The organism is Candidatus Pelagibacter sp. PS_44 (assembly GCF_059417735.1).
In genome coordinates this window covers 1-15,963 of record NZ_CM182063.1, presented here as the reverse complement: position 1 = coordinate 15,963, position 15,963 = coordinate 1, and the positions used below count along the sequence as shown (strand labels likewise).

Sequence of the window (15,963 nt, the reverse complement as noted above, 5' to 3'; positions counted from 1 at the left end):
AAAGATACCATAAATAGAAATGAGTAAAAATAAAATTACTGCTGTTCTCGGTCCAACTAACACTGGCAAAACCTATTTAGCGATTGAAACAATGCTATCATTTGATTCGGGAATGATTGGTTTTCCATTAAGACTGCTTGCACGAGAGGTATATGACAAGATAATAAAAAAAATTAGCCTAGATAAAGTTGCACTAATTACTGGTGAAGAAAAAATTATTCCAGCAAATGCAAAATATTTTCTTTGTACGGTAGAGTCAATGCCAGTTAACAAACATTTAGATTTCGTTGGAATTGACGAAATACAAATGTGTGCAGATCATGAAAGAGGTCATATTTTTACTGACAGACTATTAAACCTTCGTGGAGAAAAGCTAACTATGTTTATGGGGTCTAGCACTATTAAAAATATCATAAACAAATTAGATGAAGATACCGAATTCATTAATAGAGAAAGACTTTCTAAACTTTCATATGTGGGCCATAAAAAGATTTCAAGAATAAATAGAAAAACAGCTATAATAGCTTTTTCTACTGAAGAAGTTTATGCAATCGCAGAGCTTGTAAGGAGACAAAAGGGTGGAGCAGCAATAGTTATGGGTTCTTTAAGTCCAAAAACTAGAAACGCACAAGTAGAACTTTATCAATCAGGTGATGTTGATTTTTTAGTTGCAACTGATGCGATAGGAATGGGTATTAATATGGATTTAGAAAATGTCTATTTCTCAAATTTAAAAAAATTTGATGGGAAAAAACAAAGACGCCTCAATATGTCTGAGATTGGTCAAATAGCTGGAAGAGCAGGCAGATATTTAAATGATGGAAATTTTGGTATTACTGGAGATTGCAAAGAAATTGCTGCGGAAGAAGTTGAATTACTTGAAGGTCATAAATTTGAAGAGATTAGAATGTTGTTTTGGAGAAATTCAAATTTAAATTTTAATAATGCTTTAAGTTTAATTAAATCACTAGAAGAAAAACCAAATACACATTGGTTAAGAAAAATACATGAGTGTGGAGATGAAAAGGTTTTAAGATATTTTTTAAAAGATTTAAAAAGATTTAATATTGAAAACAATAAAGAGACCCTAGAATTGCTGTGGGAATGCTGTCAAATACCTGACTTTGTAAAAAAGACGTATGGCAATCATATAGAGGTTGTGAGTAAAGTTTTTGGTTTTTTAAATAGTAAAGAAGGCAGAATTACTAATGATTTTATGCGTCTACAACTGATGAAATTAGATAAATTAGAAGGAAATGTAGATTCTTTATCAAATAGAATTGCAAATGTTAGAACTTGGTCATATGTTTCTAATAAAATTAACTGGGTTGAAAATCAAGGGTATTGGATTGAAAAAACAAAATTATTAGAAGATAGATTGTCTGATAGATTACATGAGGAGCTTACCAAAACTTTTATCGACAAAAGAGCCAGTGTGCTAGCAAGAGGATTAAAACAAGATATAGAATTTAAAACTGAGATAATGGAAGATAATAAAGTAATAATTGATGATCAATTTATTGGGAGCTTAAAAGGCTTGAAATTTGAAATGGATTTAAAAGTTGGAGCCTTGGAAACTGATATTAAGTCACTAAAAAAAGCAGCCAGACAAACAGTAGGTCCAGAATTACAAAAACGGATCGGATCGATCATAGAAACTGGATTAATAGAAATAAAAGATGATTTTAAAATTTATTGGAAAGATTTTCCTATTGCAAAATTAACTACTGGTAAGGATTATCTCAATCCAGATTTACTTTTAATTGTAGATGATATTTTAGAAAATAATGATAAGCAAAAACTATCTGATTTTCTTGAAAAATGGATTAAAGAAAAAATTAATTACATACTAAAAAGTCTGATTGATTTAAGAAATCTAAAAGAAAGTAATTCATCAATAAAAGCTTTGGCTTATCAGCTATATGAAAATAATGGCGTTATAAAAAGAGAGATTGTTTCTGACTATTTAAAAAAACTTGGCCAGGATGAAAGAAAGATTTTAAGAGATATGGGTGTTAAATTTGGGAGATATCATGTTTTCTTATTTAGATTACTAAAACCAGAAGCTGTCTCCTTAAGAACTTTATTGTGGAAAAACTTTAATCAAAAATACTTTGATCTAACACCTCCAACATTTGGCTTAAATTTTTTAGAAGATAAAGATATTAAGAATAAAAATTTTATGCTTCTTTGTGGATTTGAAAATTTTGATAATTATTATGTTAGGATCGATATTTTAGAAAGGTTATTTGTTCAGATAATAAACTCAAATAATGATAAAGATAAAGATATAAAACTAGTTCCTGAAATGCTAAATTTATTGGGATGCAGCAAGGATAACTTTAAAAACTTAATTAAGAAAATGAATTATAAAATAATAGAAAAAGATAAGGAGATATATTTTAGATATAATCCAAAAAGACAAATTAAAAAAGCTTTTAAAAAGAAAGAAACTTCAAATAGTCCTTTTAAAGTTCTAAAAAATTTTAATTTTAATTAATGATTAATTTTTTTAAAAATAAAGAAAAAACCATTTCAGGATATAATGACTCATTATGTAAGATTACAGCTCTACTTATACATGCTGCAAAAATTGATGAAAATTACGAAGAGACTGAAAAAGATATAATTAAAAAAACTTTAATTGAACTAGGAGCGGAAAAATCAAGCATAGATGACATTATTTCAAAAGCAACTACTATTGAAGAAAATTCCAATCAAATACTTGATTTTACTAGAGAAATAAAAAATTCACCAGAGTCTGATAAAATTAAAATTATTGAATCATTGTGGAAAATTATTTATTCAAATAATAATGCGGATATGTATGAAGCAAACTTAATGCGAAGACTTGCTGGTTTGTTATATATAAATCCTAAAATAATGGGTGATTTAAAAGAAAAAATAAAACAAGAATTAAAAAAATGACATACCTAGTAAATGAAAAATGTATTAAATGTAAATTAATGGACTGTGTTGAGGTTTGCCCTGTCGATTGTTTTTATGAAGGAAAAAATATGCTTGTAATTAAACCGGAGGAGTGTATAGATTGTGGCGTTTGCGAGCCAGAATGCCCTGTTGACGCTATAGTAGCTGACACTGAGTCTGGTAGCGAAAAATGGCTTGAAGTAAATACTAAGTATTCAGAAATCTGGCCGAATATAACAGTTAAAAAAAATCCTCCTGAGGATAATGAAAAATATAAAAATGAAGAAAAAAAGTACGACAAATATTTTGGCGAAAATCTTTAAAAAATCTACTAAGAAAAAAACTAAAAAGAAAACTGCTGTGAAGGTGGTAAAAAAAGTCTCAAAGCCAAAAATAAAAAAAGTTAAAAAAGTAGTTACTTCAAAAAAAACTAAAGTTGTTAAAAAGACTACAGTAAAAATAAAAAAAAATTTAAAAACAATTTCAGTAAAAACTGCACCTCAAAATATTGAAATTAAGACTGATAATTTAAGAATTTCAAAAAGTAATGAAATTAAACCTGAAATTATAAAGGTAAAAAAACAAGAAACTGAAAAAAAAGAATACAAAGTAAAAGACTATGTTGTGTATCCAAAACATGGCGTTGGTCAAATTACTGAATTTAAAAAAATCAACATTGGTGGAATAGATGTTGAAACTTATGTCCTTAAATTTGAAAAAGATAAAGCTAATGGAATGGTGCCAGTAAATAAACAGTCTCACCTTAGACCACTTGCAACCATCAACCAAGTTAACAAATGTATATCCATTTTAAAAAGTAAACCAAAAGTCAAAAGATCAATGTGGAGTAGAAGAGCCCAAGAGTATGAAGCAAAAATATCTTCTGGTAAAATCTATGAACTTGCTGAGGTTGTAAGAGATTTAAATAAAGGTGATGATTTGATGGTTGATCAATCTTATAGCGAAAGACAACTTTTTGAAAAAGCATACGAAAGAATTTTATCTGAATTTCAAATAGTAATGGGTGTATCACTAGAGGATACGCAGAAAAAACTAGATAAGGCACTTAAGAGAAATCTTGAAGGACAAGTCAAGGCTGCTGTAGCAGCTCCTACTAAGGCTGTAGAACCTGATGAGCCTGAGGCTGATCCAATTACCAATACTGAGGATTAAAAATTAGGGCAAAAAAAAACGCCTCTCACACATAACGTAATGAGAAGCGTTTTTTGAAAAGATTAAGATACTATCTTTTTCTTCTCTTAGCTTTTTTAGCTTTTTTAGCTTTTTTCTTAGTTTTCTTTTTAGCTTTTTTAGCTTTTCTTCTTGTAGCCATCTTTAGCTCCCTGTTTAAGTTAAACGAATCAAATTGATTCGTTGATTACCTATTTTTATTTTTTTATGTAAGTGATGTCAATTCTTTAATTCAATAACAATTTTAAATTTTTTCTAAAAAAATTTTTATTTCTTTAAATTTTTTTAAGTAAAAAAAGTTATAGTTTATGCGATTAATAATCAATTTATAAAAAATTAAAAAAGTTTTTCAATTTCATTTTTATAAGTTTCTATAATTTTATATCTTTTTAATTTTAATGTTGGAGTCATCATGTTGTTTTCAATTGTAAATTGCTTTTTTACTATTAAAAATTTTTTTATTTTTTCTATTCTTGATAAATTAATATTTATTTTTTCTAATTCAATTTGAACTTCATCTATACTAATGTCATTGTATTCTGGACTTAGTACTAATAAAGCAACTAAAAAAGGTTTGTTGTCACCAAACACTAAACTTTGTTCAATATATTTAGATTTATTTAAATCATTTTCAATTTTTATTGGTGAAATATTATCTCCCCCAGGTGTAATAATTATATCTTTTTTTCGATCTGTTATTTTTAAAAACTCTCCATCAAATTCTCCAATATCTCCAGTAGATAACCATCCATCTTTTAAAACTTTATTGGTCTCTTCTTCATTTTTCCAATAACCTAGCATCACATTTTCACCCTTAATCAATATTTCTCCATCGTTTGCTAATTTTACTGAATTTCCCATAAATGGTTTTCCAACCGTATCAACTCGAATATCTTTTATAGAATTACAGCTAACTACTGGTGATGTTTCTGTTAAACCATAACCTTGTAAAGTTGGTAAACCAATTGCGTTTAAGAACGAACCAACTTCATAGTCTAAAGCTCCACCTCCTGAAATAAAGGCTTTTAAATTTCCTCCAAATTGTCTCTTAATTTTTTTTCTTACTAAAGCCTCACAAATAAAATTAATAATACTTTCGCTGAATAATAATTTTTCTTTATTTAATTTTTTCCTACCCAATATGACAGTCTGGTTTACTAGCAGTTTTTTTAAACCCTTTGATTTTGCAAATGTTGAATTAATTTTCTGATATAAATTTTGATAAAATCTTGGAACAGCTGTCATTATTTCTGGAGAACAATCACCCATATTTTTTATAAGTTTATCTATGCTTTCTGCATAAAAAACTTGTGCACCAACCACTATCTGTACAAATTGAACTGTATGCTCATATGAATGTGAAAGTGGCAGCCAAGTTAAAAATTTTGGAATTTTAGAAATAAACTCTTTTAATAATAGATTCGCACCCTCACAATTATTAAGAATACCTCCATGACTTAACATTACACCTTTTGGGTTTCCTTGTGTTCCAGAAGTATAAATTATGCACGCTATATCTTTTCTTTGAATATCTAAATTAAAGAAATCTTTACTACTACTAATTTTTTTTTCAAAAATTTCATCTATGTTTAAATGAAATGTACTATCAAAATCATCTATACTTTCAAAAAAAATAATTTTTTTTATAAATTTTTTTTTAGGAATTATCGTTTTAATCTTTGAATATAAAGTTTTATCAGAAATAATTAGAATGCTTGGAGTACAATCATTAATAATATAATCATAATCTCTTTCAGTATAAGTAGTGTATGCTGGTACAGTTATTCCACCTGAAAGCATAATTGAAAGGTCGGATATCAACCACTCAGGTCTATTTTCTGATACTAACAAACATCTATCGCCCTTATTGATGTATTTATTTATTTCTTCAGATAATTTTATAATATTCAAGTAAACACTTTCCCAAGAATATTCTTTTTGGGGTCGTTTTAATAATTTTAAAAAAATATCTTCTTTATTTTTTTTTTGGTATTGGTGTTGAAATAATTCTAATAAATTTTTAATGTTGTCTATCTTCATAAAAAAATGGTGGGCGAAGAGAGAATCGAACTCTCACTTCTTGCGAAACACGATTTTGAGTCGTGCGCGTCTACCAGTTCCGCCATTCGCCCTTAATTATCATTATTATAACTATAAAATTAAATAGTATAAGAACTTAATTTATACTAAAACGAAAAAATGTTTAATGAATTGTATCAGAAATCTTTAAAACTTGCTGCTCATAAGAGTTCTAAAACATTTCTTGCATTTGTATCTTTTATTGAAAGTTCTTTTTTTCCTATTCCTCCAGATGTTATGATTGTGCCAATGGTCATTGCAAAAAAAAATGATTATTTAAAAATTTTTTTGATAGCAACAATATTTTCCACACTTGGTGGAATACTGGGATATTTTATTGGTTTTTATTTCTTAGAAATTGCAATGAGTGTTGTGGAATTCTATGGCTATGAAGAAAAACTTTTTAATTTGAAAGAAAACTTAACAAAGGGTAGTGGTCTCTATATATGGCTTGCCACCCTATTTCTTGCTGGCTTTACACCTCTGCCATTTAAAGTTTTTACCATTACAAGTGGCATGATTAGTTTTAACTTATTTATATTTATTTTTATTTGTTTAATTTCTAGAGGATTAAGATTTTTTATTGTTGCTTATTTTTCTTATAAATTAGGTGATGCTTTTAGTAATTTTATGAAAACTGATGCGGCTAAATGGTTTATGTTTTTAGGTATTCTAATTGTAATAATTTTTGCTGTAATATATTTTTTTATTAAATAAATGAATAATATAAAACGAGAAACAATTCTTAAACTAATATTAATATTTAGTATTATTGCAATTTTATCTGCTTATTTTATTCAGTATGTGCTGGGACACCAACCATGTAGCCTTTGTTTAATAGAAAGAATTCCTTATATCTCTTCTATAATAATTATTTCTGCTATCTTCATTTTTAAAAAAATTGAAAAAATACTTTTGATAGTTTTGATAATAATATTTATAAGTGCATTTATCATATCTCTTTATCATTTTGGAATAGAACAGGGATTTATTAAAGAGTCTTTAGTTTGTGATTTAAACTCAACAAATACAAATTTAACAAAAGAAACTATCCTGAATGAATTAAAGCAAAAAACAATAAGCTGTAAAGATGTAACTTTTAAAATTTTTGGCTTATCTCTTGCGACTTTTAATATTTTCATCTCGTTAATAATTAGTGTTATTGTTATAAAACTTTTTTTGAATTATGAAAAAAACAAATAAAAATAGAGTTAAAGAATTTATTAGAGTAGATCATGCTGGTGAGCGAGGTGCAATAAAAATTTATGAAGGTCAATTACTAGCACTTAATACATTTATAAAAAACGATGATTTAAAAAAAAAAATTGAACAAATGAAAGTCCATGAAAAAGAACACTGTGATTATTTTGAAAATGAAATAAGAAAAAGAAATATTCAGCCTACTAAGTTTCTACCTTTATGGGATATTCTTGGTGTTGGACTTGGCTTTGGCACAGCTATTTTAGGAAAAAAAGCAGCTATGCTATGTACAGCATCTGTTGAAGAAGTTATTGATGAACATTACTCGAATCAGATTTATGAACTAGAGAATGATGAAAAAGAACTTAAGAAAAAAATAATCAAATTTAGAGAAGATGAATTACATCATAAAGATATTGCATACGAAGAAGGTGCTACAAAACAAGGCGCTTATTCTATTTTAGATAAAATAATAAAAACAGGATCAAAGATTGCAATTTCTATATCTGAAAAAGTATAATTAAGCTTCAAGCTCAACATCCCAGTATAAATAATCCATCCAACTTTTATGAAGAAAGTTTGGAGGAAAATGTTTACCATTTTTATGCAAATCTTCAGTTGTTGGCTGATATGGGGCTTGATTAAGAGTCATGTCAGAATTTTTTAACAACCTACCACCTTTTTTTACATTACAAGACGAGCATGCAGTTACAACATTGTCCCAATTAGTCTGACCTCCTTTAGACCTTGGAAGTAAATGATCAAAAGTTAGCTCTTCAGCACTTCCACAATATTGACAAGAGAATCTATCTCTCAAGAATACATTAAATCTCGTAAAGCTTGGATTTGCCTGAGGTTTTATAAAACTCTTTAAAGCAATTACACTTGGCAATCGCATGTTAAAAGATGGACTTCTAACTATTTTATCATAATTGCTAACGATAGAAACTCTATCTAAAAAAACTGACTTAATAGAATCTTGCCAACTCCATAGTGACAACGGATAATAACTTAGAGGTCTATAATCAGCATTTAAAACTAAAGCTGGACACTTTTCTAAAGATAAATTTTGATCACCAAAAATCATAAATAAAACTTTAACTGAAAATTATTACTTTATCAATGAATAGAATTTTAAATATTAAAACTATTTTTTATATAGTTTAATGCAACACTTGAGGCTTCGATTGGAATATGATGTTCGCAATTCTCAATCATTTTTGTTTCTACCTCTACATTATTTCTAATTAAAAAATCTTTTGCCTCTAATAAATGAGTAGGGGATACAACAGCATCTTTGTCTCCATGTATTAAAAACATTTTTGTTAAAGATTTTTTTCTTTTTTTTAAATCATCTTGATTGATTATTTTACCTGAAAATCCAACTACACAATTATAATTCTCATTACTTGTTAAACCTAAATTTATGGACATCATGCAGCCTTGGCTAAAACCAGATAAACAAATTTGTGAATTTTCTAAATTGTATTTTTCTTTAATTTCTTCAATAAATTCATGCAGTTTAGTTTCTGCTTTTTTAGATTGTTCTAAAATATATTCTGGATCATCTTTTGTTAAATCAAACCATTGGTAGCCACCTGGATTAATTTCACATTTTTCATGTCCATTTGGACATAAAAAAATAGCATTGGGTAAAAACCTCTTCCAGTTTAGTGTTAGCATGCTTATATCTTTTCCATCACCACCATATCCATGAAGCAAAATAACCGCATATTTAATTGGAATATCTTTTTCAGGGTTTACAATTGTTGTTGATAGGCAAAATGTCATAGATATTTTATTATGTTTTAATATAAAAAAAACACTCTACAATATAATTATGATTTCAGGAACATTAGTTAAAATACTTGGTATAGTTCTCTTGATAGTGGTGGCCGTTGTTTTGATTCTAGGAATTGGCACTTTATTTAAAGGTGGCGAAACAAGTAAAAAATATTCCAATAAGCTAATGCAACTTAGAGTATTGTTGCAATTTTTAGCTATAGTAGCATTAGTTTGTTTTGCCTACTTCTTTAAAAATTAATTATAATTTTTTAACCATTTAATAAATCCTTCATCATTAAAATCGATTGATCCTATTAAACGAGCAAATTCTTCACCTTTTTTATTAAAAAAAATTGTTGTTGGAACTCCTCTTAAGGAAAATTTTTTTGCCAAAGTAATTGGTGAATCAAAATAAATATCTAAATTTTTAATATTTAACTCTTTAAAAAAAGACTCAGATTTTGAAATATCCTCTCGGCCGATATTAATTGGAAAAATCTTTAGATTATTAAGCTCTAAATTTACCTGAAGATTATCGAGTGATGGCATTTCCTCTCGACAAGGAGCGCACCAGGTAGCCCAAAAATTTAGTATTAGTAATTTTCCCTTAAAATCACTTAAATTAACACTATTCTGATTTGCATCGTTGAAAATTACATTTTCATACGTTTTAGGTTTTTTAGTTAAAACCAAATTTTTTATATCTAGCTTTTCTTCTGCATGGCTAAAGGTGCTAGCCACTAAATAAATAAATATTATTAATAATTTCATACTAAATATGTATAATTAATTATCATGCTAAAAAATAAAAACAATACCGCAATATGGGGAACAAGAATAAAAAAAGATGCTTCCACCTTATTTCAAAAAGTTGGTAACTCAATCGATGTTGATAAAAAACTTTTTAGGGAGGATATTTTAGGTTCTATTGCACACGTTGAGATGCTTTTTAGACAAAAAATTATTAGTTTTAAAATTAAAAATAAAATAATTTATGGACTAAACAAAATTGATAAAGAAATTTTAAAAAATAAATTTGAATTTAACAAAAAGTATGAAGATATTCACATGAATATTGAAAAAAGATTATTTCAAATTATAGGAGAAGAAGCTGGCTATGTTCATACTGCTAGATCAAGAAATGATCAGGTAATTACTGATTTTAAAATGTGGACAACATCTGCTACTAAAGAAATTAATAAAAATTTAGATAGTCTTATAAAAACAATTCTCAAAATTTCTGAAAAAAATATTGAAACTATAATGCCAGGATTTACTCATTTGAAAAATGCTCAAGCAGTTTCATTTGCTCATTATTTAATGGCTTATGTAGAGATGTTTAGTAGAGATAAAAAAAGATTTTCATATAACCTGGAAAGTTTATCAGAATGTCCATTAGGTGTAGCAGCATTAACAGGAACCTCTTTTAATATTGATAGAAATTTTACGTCAAAAAAATTAGGATTTAAAAAGCCAACTAATAACTCTATTGATACAGTGGCGGATAGAGATTTTGTTTTAGATTTTTTGTATAGTGCTTCTGTTTGTTCAATGCACATCTCAAGAATTGCTGAAGAACTTATTATTTGGAACTCTGATGCTTTCAATTTAATTGTTCTATCGGACAAAGTTGTTACTGGTTCTTCAATAATGCCACAAAAGAAGAATCCTGATCTATTAGAATATTTAAGAGGAAAAACAGGATCAACTTATGGAAACTTATTTTCGATGCTAACAATATTAAAAGGTCTTCCAATATCCTATTTTAAAGATCTTCAGGATGATAAGGAAATATTATTCAAATCTAATGAGATATTAAATAATTGCATAGCAATTTTAAATGAAGTTTTGAAAAATTTAAAACCGAACAAGCAAAAAATGCTAGACCTTGCAAATTCAGGCTACATCACGGCTACCGATTTAGCTGACTATCTTGTTAAAAATCATTCAATGCCATTTAGAAAAGCTTATCAAACAACTGCATCGATTGTTAATTTTGCAGAGAAAAAAAATAAAAAATTAAATGAATTAAGCATTGAAGAATTAAAGAAAATAGAACCAAAGCTTACAACTGAAGTCTTAAAGGTATTTAATGTAAAATACTCTGTAAATTCAAAAAAATCCTATGGTGGAACATCTTTTGATAATATTAAAAAAATGATAATGAAATATAAGAAATTATAAAATGATGAAAAAATTAATCTTAATCTGTATATTTTCTTCTTTGTTATTTGCCTGTGGAAAAAAAGGAGACCCTAAATATGTTGGGAACGAAATGGTTTTTCCTAAGTCTATTAATTAATGAAATATATAAATAAAAAACTTTCTATAGAAAAAATTAAAGTTGAGGATATTGCCAAAAAATTTGGGACACCTACATACTGCTATTCTTATAAAAGACTAAAAGATAATATAAATAATTTTAAAAATAATTTTAAATCATTTTCTCCGCTGGTCTGTTTTGCAATAAAATCAAATACTAATGTAAATTTAATTAAAGAAATTAGAAAATTAGGCTTGGGCGCAGATGTTGTTTCAATGGGAGAGTTGATGATGGCCCTTAAAGCTGGGGTAAACCCAAAAAAAATTGTTTTTTCTGGGGTTGGTAAAACGGCTAAGGAAATAAACTATGCTATTGATAAAAAAATTTTATTAATAAATGCAGAGTCAAAAAGTGAAATTATTGAAATAGAAAGAATTGCAAAAAATAAAAGGAAAGTAGTTGATATAGGAATTAGACTAAATCCAAATACAGATGCTAAAACTTTAAAACAAATTTCCACAGGTAAAAAAGAAAATAAATTTGGAGTAGATGAAAAAATATTTTTTGAACTAATTAATTACACAAAACTATCCAAAAATATAAAATTAAAATGTCTAAGTGTTCATATTGGTAGTCAGATTTTAGATCATCAGCCATATGAAAAAATGCTTAATGTGATCGATAAAATTATTAAAAAAAGTAATCATAATTTTGAGTTTATTGATCTTGGTGGGGGAATGGGAATATCTTACGAAGAAAATACCAAAAAACTAAATTATAAAAAATACAATTTGGCTATAAATAAATTTTTAAAAAAACATAAATCTAAAATTATATTTGAACCAGGTAGATCTATAGTTGGTGATATTGGATCACTAATTTCTCAAGTAATTTATATAAAACAAAATGATAAAAAAGATTTTATAATACTTGATGCTGCAATGAATGATCTAATGAGACCAGCTTTATATGGTGCAAACCATAAAACTTTACCTGCAACAAAACACGGCAGGCTTTCAAAGAAAACTTATGAATTTGTTGGTCCAATTTGTGAAAGTACAGATAAATTTACAACTTTAAAAAAGTTTCAAAAATTAAAAGAGAAAGACCTTGTTGTAATGTGTGATACTGGGGCGTATGGAATGTCTTTAAGTTCAAACTATAACCTCAGACCAAAAGCTGCAGAAATACTAATCAAAGGAACTAAAATTAATGTTATTAAAAAAAGACAAAAACTTGATCAATTAATCTAGTTTTTGATTAAAATGATAAGAAATTTTTTATTCTCTCTATTTTTTTATATTGGAATTATTTTTATTTCTTTATTATTTCTGCCATCACTTTTTCTTCCCAAAAAAATTGTTTTATTTGGTGGTAAGATTATGGGATATTGGACCTCTTTTTGCTTAAAAACTTTTTTATCAACAAAAATTATAATTAAAGGAGAGGAAAATATTATCAATAATAGAAAGTTTTTTATTGCTGCCTCTCATCAATCAATGTTTGAAACTTTTTATTTACAAACAATTTTTAAATCTCCAGTTTTTATTCTTAAGAAGGAATTATTAATGATACCCATATTTGGCTGGTATTTAAAAAAAATTGGTTCAATATCAATAAAAAGAAATAAAGTAACTAAAGATAATCTTGGCTTCTTTAATGATATATCAAAACAAATAAATGCATCTGATAGACCATTAATAATTTTTCCACAAGGTACACGGTTGTCTCCGGAGGAACGCACACCTTTTAAAAAAGGTTCAGGCAGAATTTATGAGGAACTTAAAATATCTTGCCAACCTATAGCTATTAATTCTGGAAATACTTGGCCAAAAAAAGGACCTAAAAAAATTGATAAAATTATAACTATTTCAATTTTAGAACCAATTGAACCTGGATTAGAAAAAAATGTTTTTTTACACAAGCTTGAAAATGTAATTTATAGCGAGCTCGATGCTATTAATTAGCCTTTCATAGGCATTATTACAAATATACTATCAAAGTCACCCGGATCTTTAATTAATGCTGGTGAGCCAGTGTCATTAAAGAAAATCTCTATTTTATCTCCATCAAGCTGTGAAGCAACGTCAATTAAATATCTTGAGTTAAAGCTTATCTCTAAATCATGATCGAATTTTACATTTAAGCTTTCTTTTCCATCTCCGCTATTTGTATTGTTTACAGATAAATTTAAAACATCTTTTGATAAATTAAATTTCACGCCATCTTTTTTATCTAATGACACCGATGCAACTCTATCAACTGAATCTAGAAAAAGTTTTAAATCTATATCCAATTTTTTTTGATTATTTTTTGGTATTACTTGAATATAATTTGGAAATTTTCCATCAATTAACTTGGAAATCAAAATACTATTATTTAGTTCAAACTTAATTTTAGATTTAACATTTGAAATCTTAACATCTCCATCATAGCTCTCTAACAATGAGCATAATTGAAAGATTGTTTTCTTTGGAAGAATTATTGGCTCAAAATCAATCTTTTGATCTAATCTTATTTTAGATATAGACATTCTGTGACTATCAGTGGCAGCTGCTGTTAGAAAGTTTTTATCTTCTATTTGTGTTTGATGAAAAAAAATTCCACTTAAATAATGTCTTGTTTCATCATTAGAGACTGAAAATTTACATTTATTTAATAGTTTTAATAACTGTTTTGATTTTATTATAAACTCATTTTGATTGAAATTTTCATCAGTCAAAGGAAACTCAGATGCACTAATACAATTTAAATTAAAAATTGATTTTTCAGACTCTACTTGAAGCTTACTAACATCGGTTAAAGATAAATTGATTTTTTTTCCAGAGGAAAATTTTCTTATAATATCATACATAATAGATGAAGTGGTGGTCGTATTTCCCTCTTCTAACACTTCAACATTATTAATTTGATGAATAAAAATTAAATCTAAATCTGTCGCTGTAATAGTTAAGTTTGAGTTACTGGCATTTAACAAAACATTAGATAAAATTGGAAGTGTACTTCTTTTTTCTATCACACCCTGACAATAATTAAGGGCTTGTTGCAGATCTTGTTGATTAACGTTAAATTTCATTTTCTTTATTATACAATATCTGATTTTTTAAGTTATTAATATTGTTAGTCATTTCTGGATCTTTTTCTTTTAATTTTTCAATGGTTTTAACAGAATGAATAATTGTTGTATGATCTCTATTTGAAAACTCTCTACCTATTTCTGGTAAGGATTTTGAGGTTAATATTTTAGTTAAATAGATCGCTGTTTGTCTCGGCCTGACTAAATATCTTGATCTCCTTGAGGACAACATCTCATTTTTACTAATTTTGAAAAACTTACATACAGTTGATTGTATTAAATCTATTGTTACTTTGTTTTCTCCAATATTTAATAGATCTTTTAAAACTACTTTAACTTCTGATAAATTTGGAACTTTGTTGTAAATTCTTGAAAAGGAAACAACTCTATTAATTGCTCCTACTAACTCTCTAATACTGGTAGTTATTTCTGTGCTTATAAATTTTTGTATTTCTTCTGAAATATTTACTTGATTTGAATAAAAAATGTTTAATTCTTCTGTTTTTTGCTTAACAATTTTACTTCTAAGTTCATAATCTGGTTTTTGTATATCAACAACAAGACCTCCAGCAAATCTTGATTTAATTCTATCTTGGATTCTTGATAATTTGTTTGGAGCTCTGTCGGCAGAGATTATTACTTGTGAGCCTTTATCTAATAGTGCATTAAACGTATGAAAAAACTCCTCTTGCATTGCTTCTTTACCATTCATGAATTGAATATCATCTATCAATAATATGTCAGTATTTCTAAAATACTCTTTAAACTTTACCATATCATTAGATTTAATTGATTTTACAAACTGATACATAAATCTCTCAGCAGAAATAAACATGACTTTGTTTTTTTCTTTTAATGAAAGACCAATTGAATTTAATAAATGTGTTTTTCCCATTCCAACTCCTCCATAAATATAAAGCGGATTATAATGAGAAATATTTTCTGAAACTTTCATAGATGCCTCGTAGGCAAGTTTATTGCTTGTTCCTGTAATAAAACTATCAAATCTTTTATTTGGGTCTATTCTATTGTATTGCAAGTATGTATCTTTAATGAAGGATATGTTTTCATTATTTTGATTTTTAGTAATATTATTTTCTATTTCATTTTCAGAATTTTTTTCAATAATCTTAAACTCTATTCTTGTTAAATCTTTCTTATAAGCTTTTATTATTTGCAAAATTTGATCTAAATATCTTGAGGTAATCCAGTCTCGGATAAATCTGGTAGAAACCGAAAGTAAGACATAGCTATTCATCTCTTCAACAAAGTCTATCTTTCTAAGCCAGCTTTCATATATATCGCTACCTAGCTTATTTTTCATATCCTTTTGAATTACAACCCAGTCTAAAGCTTCAGAAGATACATCTTTTGTACTTTGTGTTGATTTGTTACTTGTCATAAAATTTGTAGGAATAAAGTTAGTTAGAAGCAAAATCAT

17 protein-coding genes and 1 tRNA gene are annotated in these 15,963 nt (G+C 27.1%); 11 read left to right on the top strand and 7 right to left on the bottom strand.

The features are described from left to right. Nucleotides 1-19: 19 nt before the first annotated feature. Genes AC5SLO_RS00090 through AC5SLO_RS00075 form a run of 4 tightly spaced genes read left to right on the top strand, consistent with a single transcriptional unit; the run spans nt 20 to nt 4,101 of the window. Nucleotides 20-2,500, top strand: a complete 2,481-nt coding sequence (locus AC5SLO_RS00090; RefSeq protein ID WP_494573196.1) for a helicase-related protein — start codon at nt 20-22, stop codon at nt 2,498-2,500. Continuing rightward, entirely contained in the window at nt 2,500-2,928 is a 429-nt protein-coding gene (locus tag AC5SLO_RS00085) for a tellurite resistance TerB family protein (RefSeq protein ID WP_494573195.1), read from the top strand. The genes AC5SLO_RS00090 and AC5SLO_RS00085 overlap by 1 nt, the downstream gene beginning before the upstream one ends. Next, nucleotides 2,925-3,251, top strand: a complete 327-nt coding sequence (fdxA, locus tag AC5SLO_RS00080; protein ID WP_494573194.1) for a ferredoxin FdxA — start codon at nt 2,925-2,927, stop codon at nt 3,249-3,251. Before AC5SLO_RS00085 ends, fdxA begins: the two co-directional genes overlap by 4 nt. Then, on the top strand, nt 3,193-4,101 hold the full coding sequence (locus AC5SLO_RS00075) for a CarD family transcriptional regulator (protein ID WP_494573193.1): 909 nt from the start codon (nt 3,193-3,195) through the stop codon (nt 4,099-4,101). Before fdxA ends, AC5SLO_RS00075 begins: the two co-directional genes overlap by 59 nt. 354 nt (nt 4,102-4,455) lie before the next feature. On the opposite strand, the gene AC5SLO_RS00070 is transcribed toward AC5SLO_RS00075, so the two are convergent. After that, nucleotides 4,456-6,159, bottom strand: coding sequence for an AMP-dependent synthetase/ligase (locus AC5SLO_RS00070; RefSeq protein ID WP_494573192.1), 1,704 nt, complete (start codon nt 6,157-6,159; stop codon nt 4,456-4,458). A gap of 7 nt (nt 6,160-6,166) precedes the next feature. Then, nucleotides 6,167-6,251, bottom strand: a tRNA-Leu gene (locus tag AC5SLO_RS00065). A 67-nt stretch (nt 6,252-6,318) separates the two neighbouring features. On the opposite strand from AC5SLO_RS00065, the gene AC5SLO_RS00060 reads away from it, so the two are divergent. Genes AC5SLO_RS00060 through AC5SLO_RS00050 form a run of 3 tightly spaced genes read left to right on the top strand, consistent with a single transcriptional unit; the run spans nt 6,319 to nt 7,918 of the window. Continuing rightward, nucleotides 6,319-6,915, top strand: coding sequence for a YqaA family protein (locus AC5SLO_RS00060; RefSeq protein WP_494573191.1), 597 nt, complete (start codon nt 6,319-6,321; stop codon nt 6,913-6,915). Next, nucleotides 6,916-7,401 (top strand): disulfide bond formation protein B, encoded by a 486-nt coding sequence (locus tag AC5SLO_RS00055; protein WP_494573190.1) that lies wholly within the window; start codon nt 6,916-6,918, stop codon nt 7,399-7,401. It abuts the gene before it with no gap. Continuing rightward, complete coding sequence (locus tag AC5SLO_RS00050) at nt 7,385-7,918, top strand: demethoxyubiquinone hydroxylase family protein (RefSeq protein WP_494573189.1); 534 nt, start codon at nt 7,385-7,387, stop codon at nt 7,916-7,918. The genes AC5SLO_RS00055 and AC5SLO_RS00050 overlap by 17 nt, the downstream gene beginning before the upstream one ends. Here AC5SLO_RS00050 and AC5SLO_RS00045 read toward each other — a convergent pair whose 3' ends face one another. Next, entirely contained in the window at nt 7,919-8,485 is a 567-nt protein-coding gene (locus AC5SLO_RS00045) for an HNH endonuclease (RefSeq protein WP_494573188.1), read from the bottom strand. 47 nt (nt 8,486-8,532) lie between these two features. Then, complete coding sequence (locus tag AC5SLO_RS00040; protein ID WP_494573187.1) at nt 8,533-9,189, bottom strand: alpha/beta hydrolase; 657 nt, start codon at nt 9,187-9,189, stop codon at nt 8,533-8,535. Nucleotides 9,190-9,238: 49 nt separating this feature from the next. On the opposite strand from AC5SLO_RS00040, the gene AC5SLO_RS00035 reads away from it, so the two are divergent. Next, the gene (locus AC5SLO_RS00035; RefSeq protein WP_271517065.1) at nt 9,239-9,442 is read left to right on the top strand and encodes a twin transmembrane helix small protein; all 204 of its coding nucleotides are present in this window, start codon (nt 9,239-9,241) and stop codon (nt 9,440-9,442) included. On the opposite strand, the gene AC5SLO_RS00030 is transcribed toward AC5SLO_RS00035, so the two are convergent. Beyond that, nucleotides 9,439-9,954 carry a TlpA family protein disulfide reductase gene (locus AC5SLO_RS00030; protein WP_494573186.1) on the bottom strand — a complete coding sequence of 172 codons (516 nt, stop codon included), beginning with the start codon at nt 9,952-9,954 and terminating at the stop codon, nt 9,439-9,441. The genes AC5SLO_RS00035 and AC5SLO_RS00030 overlap by 4 nt on opposite strands. A 24-nt stretch (nt 9,955-9,978) precedes the next feature. Between AC5SLO_RS00030 and argH the strand changes: the two genes are divergently transcribed. The 3 genes from argH (at nt 9,979) to AC5SLO_RS00015 (ending at nt 13,413) form a co-directional block, all read left to right on the top strand. Further along, a complete protein-coding gene (argH, locus tag AC5SLO_RS00025) occupies nt 9,979-11,367 on the top strand; it encodes an argininosuccinate lyase (RefSeq protein ID WP_494573185.1) in 1,389 nt (462 codons plus the stop codon). 117 nt (nt 11,368-11,484) lie between these two features. Further along, complete coding sequence (gene lysA / locus AC5SLO_RS00020) at nt 11,485-12,699, top strand: diaminopimelate decarboxylase (RefSeq protein ID WP_494573184.1); 1,215 nt, start codon at nt 11,485-11,487, stop codon at nt 12,697-12,699. Nucleotides 12,700-12,711: 12 nt separating this feature from the next. Continuing rightward, complete coding sequence (locus AC5SLO_RS00015) at nt 12,712-13,413, top strand: lysophospholipid acyltransferase family protein (protein ID WP_271517077.1); 702 nt, start codon at nt 12,712-12,714, stop codon at nt 13,411-13,413. Here the strand turns inward: AC5SLO_RS00015 and dnaN are convergent. Together dnaN and dnaA are read right to left on the bottom strand one after the other, a co-directional pair. Next, nucleotides 13,410-14,522: a DNA polymerase III subunit beta gene (dnaN, locus tag AC5SLO_RS00010; protein WP_494573183.1), complete on the bottom strand. Its 1,113-nt coding sequence runs from the start codon at nt 14,520-14,522 to the stop codon at nt 13,410-13,412. The two genes, AC5SLO_RS00015 and dnaN, sit on opposite strands and share 4 nt — an antisense overlap. After that, complete coding sequence (dnaA, locus tag AC5SLO_RS00005) at nt 14,512-15,924, bottom strand: chromosomal replication initiator protein DnaA (RefSeq protein WP_494573182.1); 1,413 nt, start codon at nt 15,922-15,924, stop codon at nt 14,512-14,514. Before dnaA ends, dnaN begins: the two co-directional genes overlap by 11 nt. Nucleotides 15,925-15,963: the final 39 nt, after the last annotated feature.

Excerpts from the sequence above, each read along its gene's own strand:
- AC5SLO_RS00090 (WP_494573196.1), top strand. The coding sequence starts at position 20 with ATGAGTAAAAATAAAATTACTGCTGTTCTCGGTCCAACTAACACTGGC.
- AC5SLO_RS00085 (WP_494573195.1), top strand. The coding sequence starts at position 2,500 with ATGATTAATTTTTTTAAAAATAAAGAAAAAACCATTTCAGGATATAAT.
- fdxA (WP_494573194.1), top strand. The coding sequence starts at position 2,925 with ATGACATACCTAGTAAATGAAAAATGTATTAAATGTAAATTAATGGAC.
- AC5SLO_RS00075 (WP_494573193.1), top strand. The coding sequence starts at position 3,193 with ATGAAAAATATAAAAATGAAGAAAAAAAGTACGACAAATATTTTGGCG.
- AC5SLO_RS00070 (WP_494573192.1), bottom strand. The coding sequence starts at position 6,159 with ATGAAGATAGACAACATTAAAAATTTATTAGAATTATTTCAACACCAA.
- AC5SLO_RS00060 (WP_494573191.1), top strand. The coding sequence starts at position 6,319 with ATGTTTAATGAATTGTATCAGAAATCTTTAAAACTTGCTGCTCATAAG.
- AC5SLO_RS00055 (WP_494573190.1), top strand. The coding sequence starts at position 6,916 with ATGAATAATATAAAACGAGAAACAATTCTTAAACTAATATTAATATTT.
- AC5SLO_RS00050 (WP_494573189.1), top strand. The coding sequence starts at position 7,385 with ATGAAAAAAACAAATAAAAATAGAGTTAAAGAATTTATTAGAGTAGAT.
- AC5SLO_RS00045 (WP_494573188.1), bottom strand. The coding sequence starts at position 8,485 with ATGATTTTTGGTGATCAAAATTTATCTTTAGAAAAGTGTCCAGCTTTA.
- AC5SLO_RS00040 (WP_494573187.1), bottom strand. The coding sequence starts at position 9,189 with ATGACATTTTGCCTATCAACAACAATTGTAAACCCTGAAAAAGATATT.
- AC5SLO_RS00035 (WP_271517065.1), top strand. The coding sequence starts at position 9,239 with ATGATTTCAGGAACATTAGTTAAAATACTTGGTATAGTTCTCTTGATA.
- AC5SLO_RS00030 (WP_494573186.1), bottom strand. The coding sequence starts at position 9,954 with ATGAAATTATTAATAATATTTATTTATTTAGTGGCTAGCACCTTTAGC.
- argH (WP_494573185.1), top strand. The coding sequence starts at position 9,979 with ATGCTAAAAAATAAAAACAATACCGCAATATGGGGAACAAGAATAAAA.
- lysA (WP_494573184.1), top strand. The coding sequence starts at position 11,485 with ATGAAATATATAAATAAAAAACTTTCTATAGAAAAAATTAAAGTTGAG.
- AC5SLO_RS00015 (WP_271517077.1), top strand. The coding sequence starts at position 12,712 with ATGATAAGAAATTTTTTATTCTCTCTATTTTTTTATATTGGAATTATT.
- dnaN (WP_494573183.1), bottom strand. The coding sequence starts at position 14,522 with ATGAAATTTAACGTTAATCAACAAGATCTGCAACAAGCCCTTAATTAT.
- dnaA (WP_494573182.1), bottom strand. The coding sequence starts at position 15,924 with ATGACAAGTAACAAATCAACACAAAGTACAAAAGATGTATCTTCTGAA.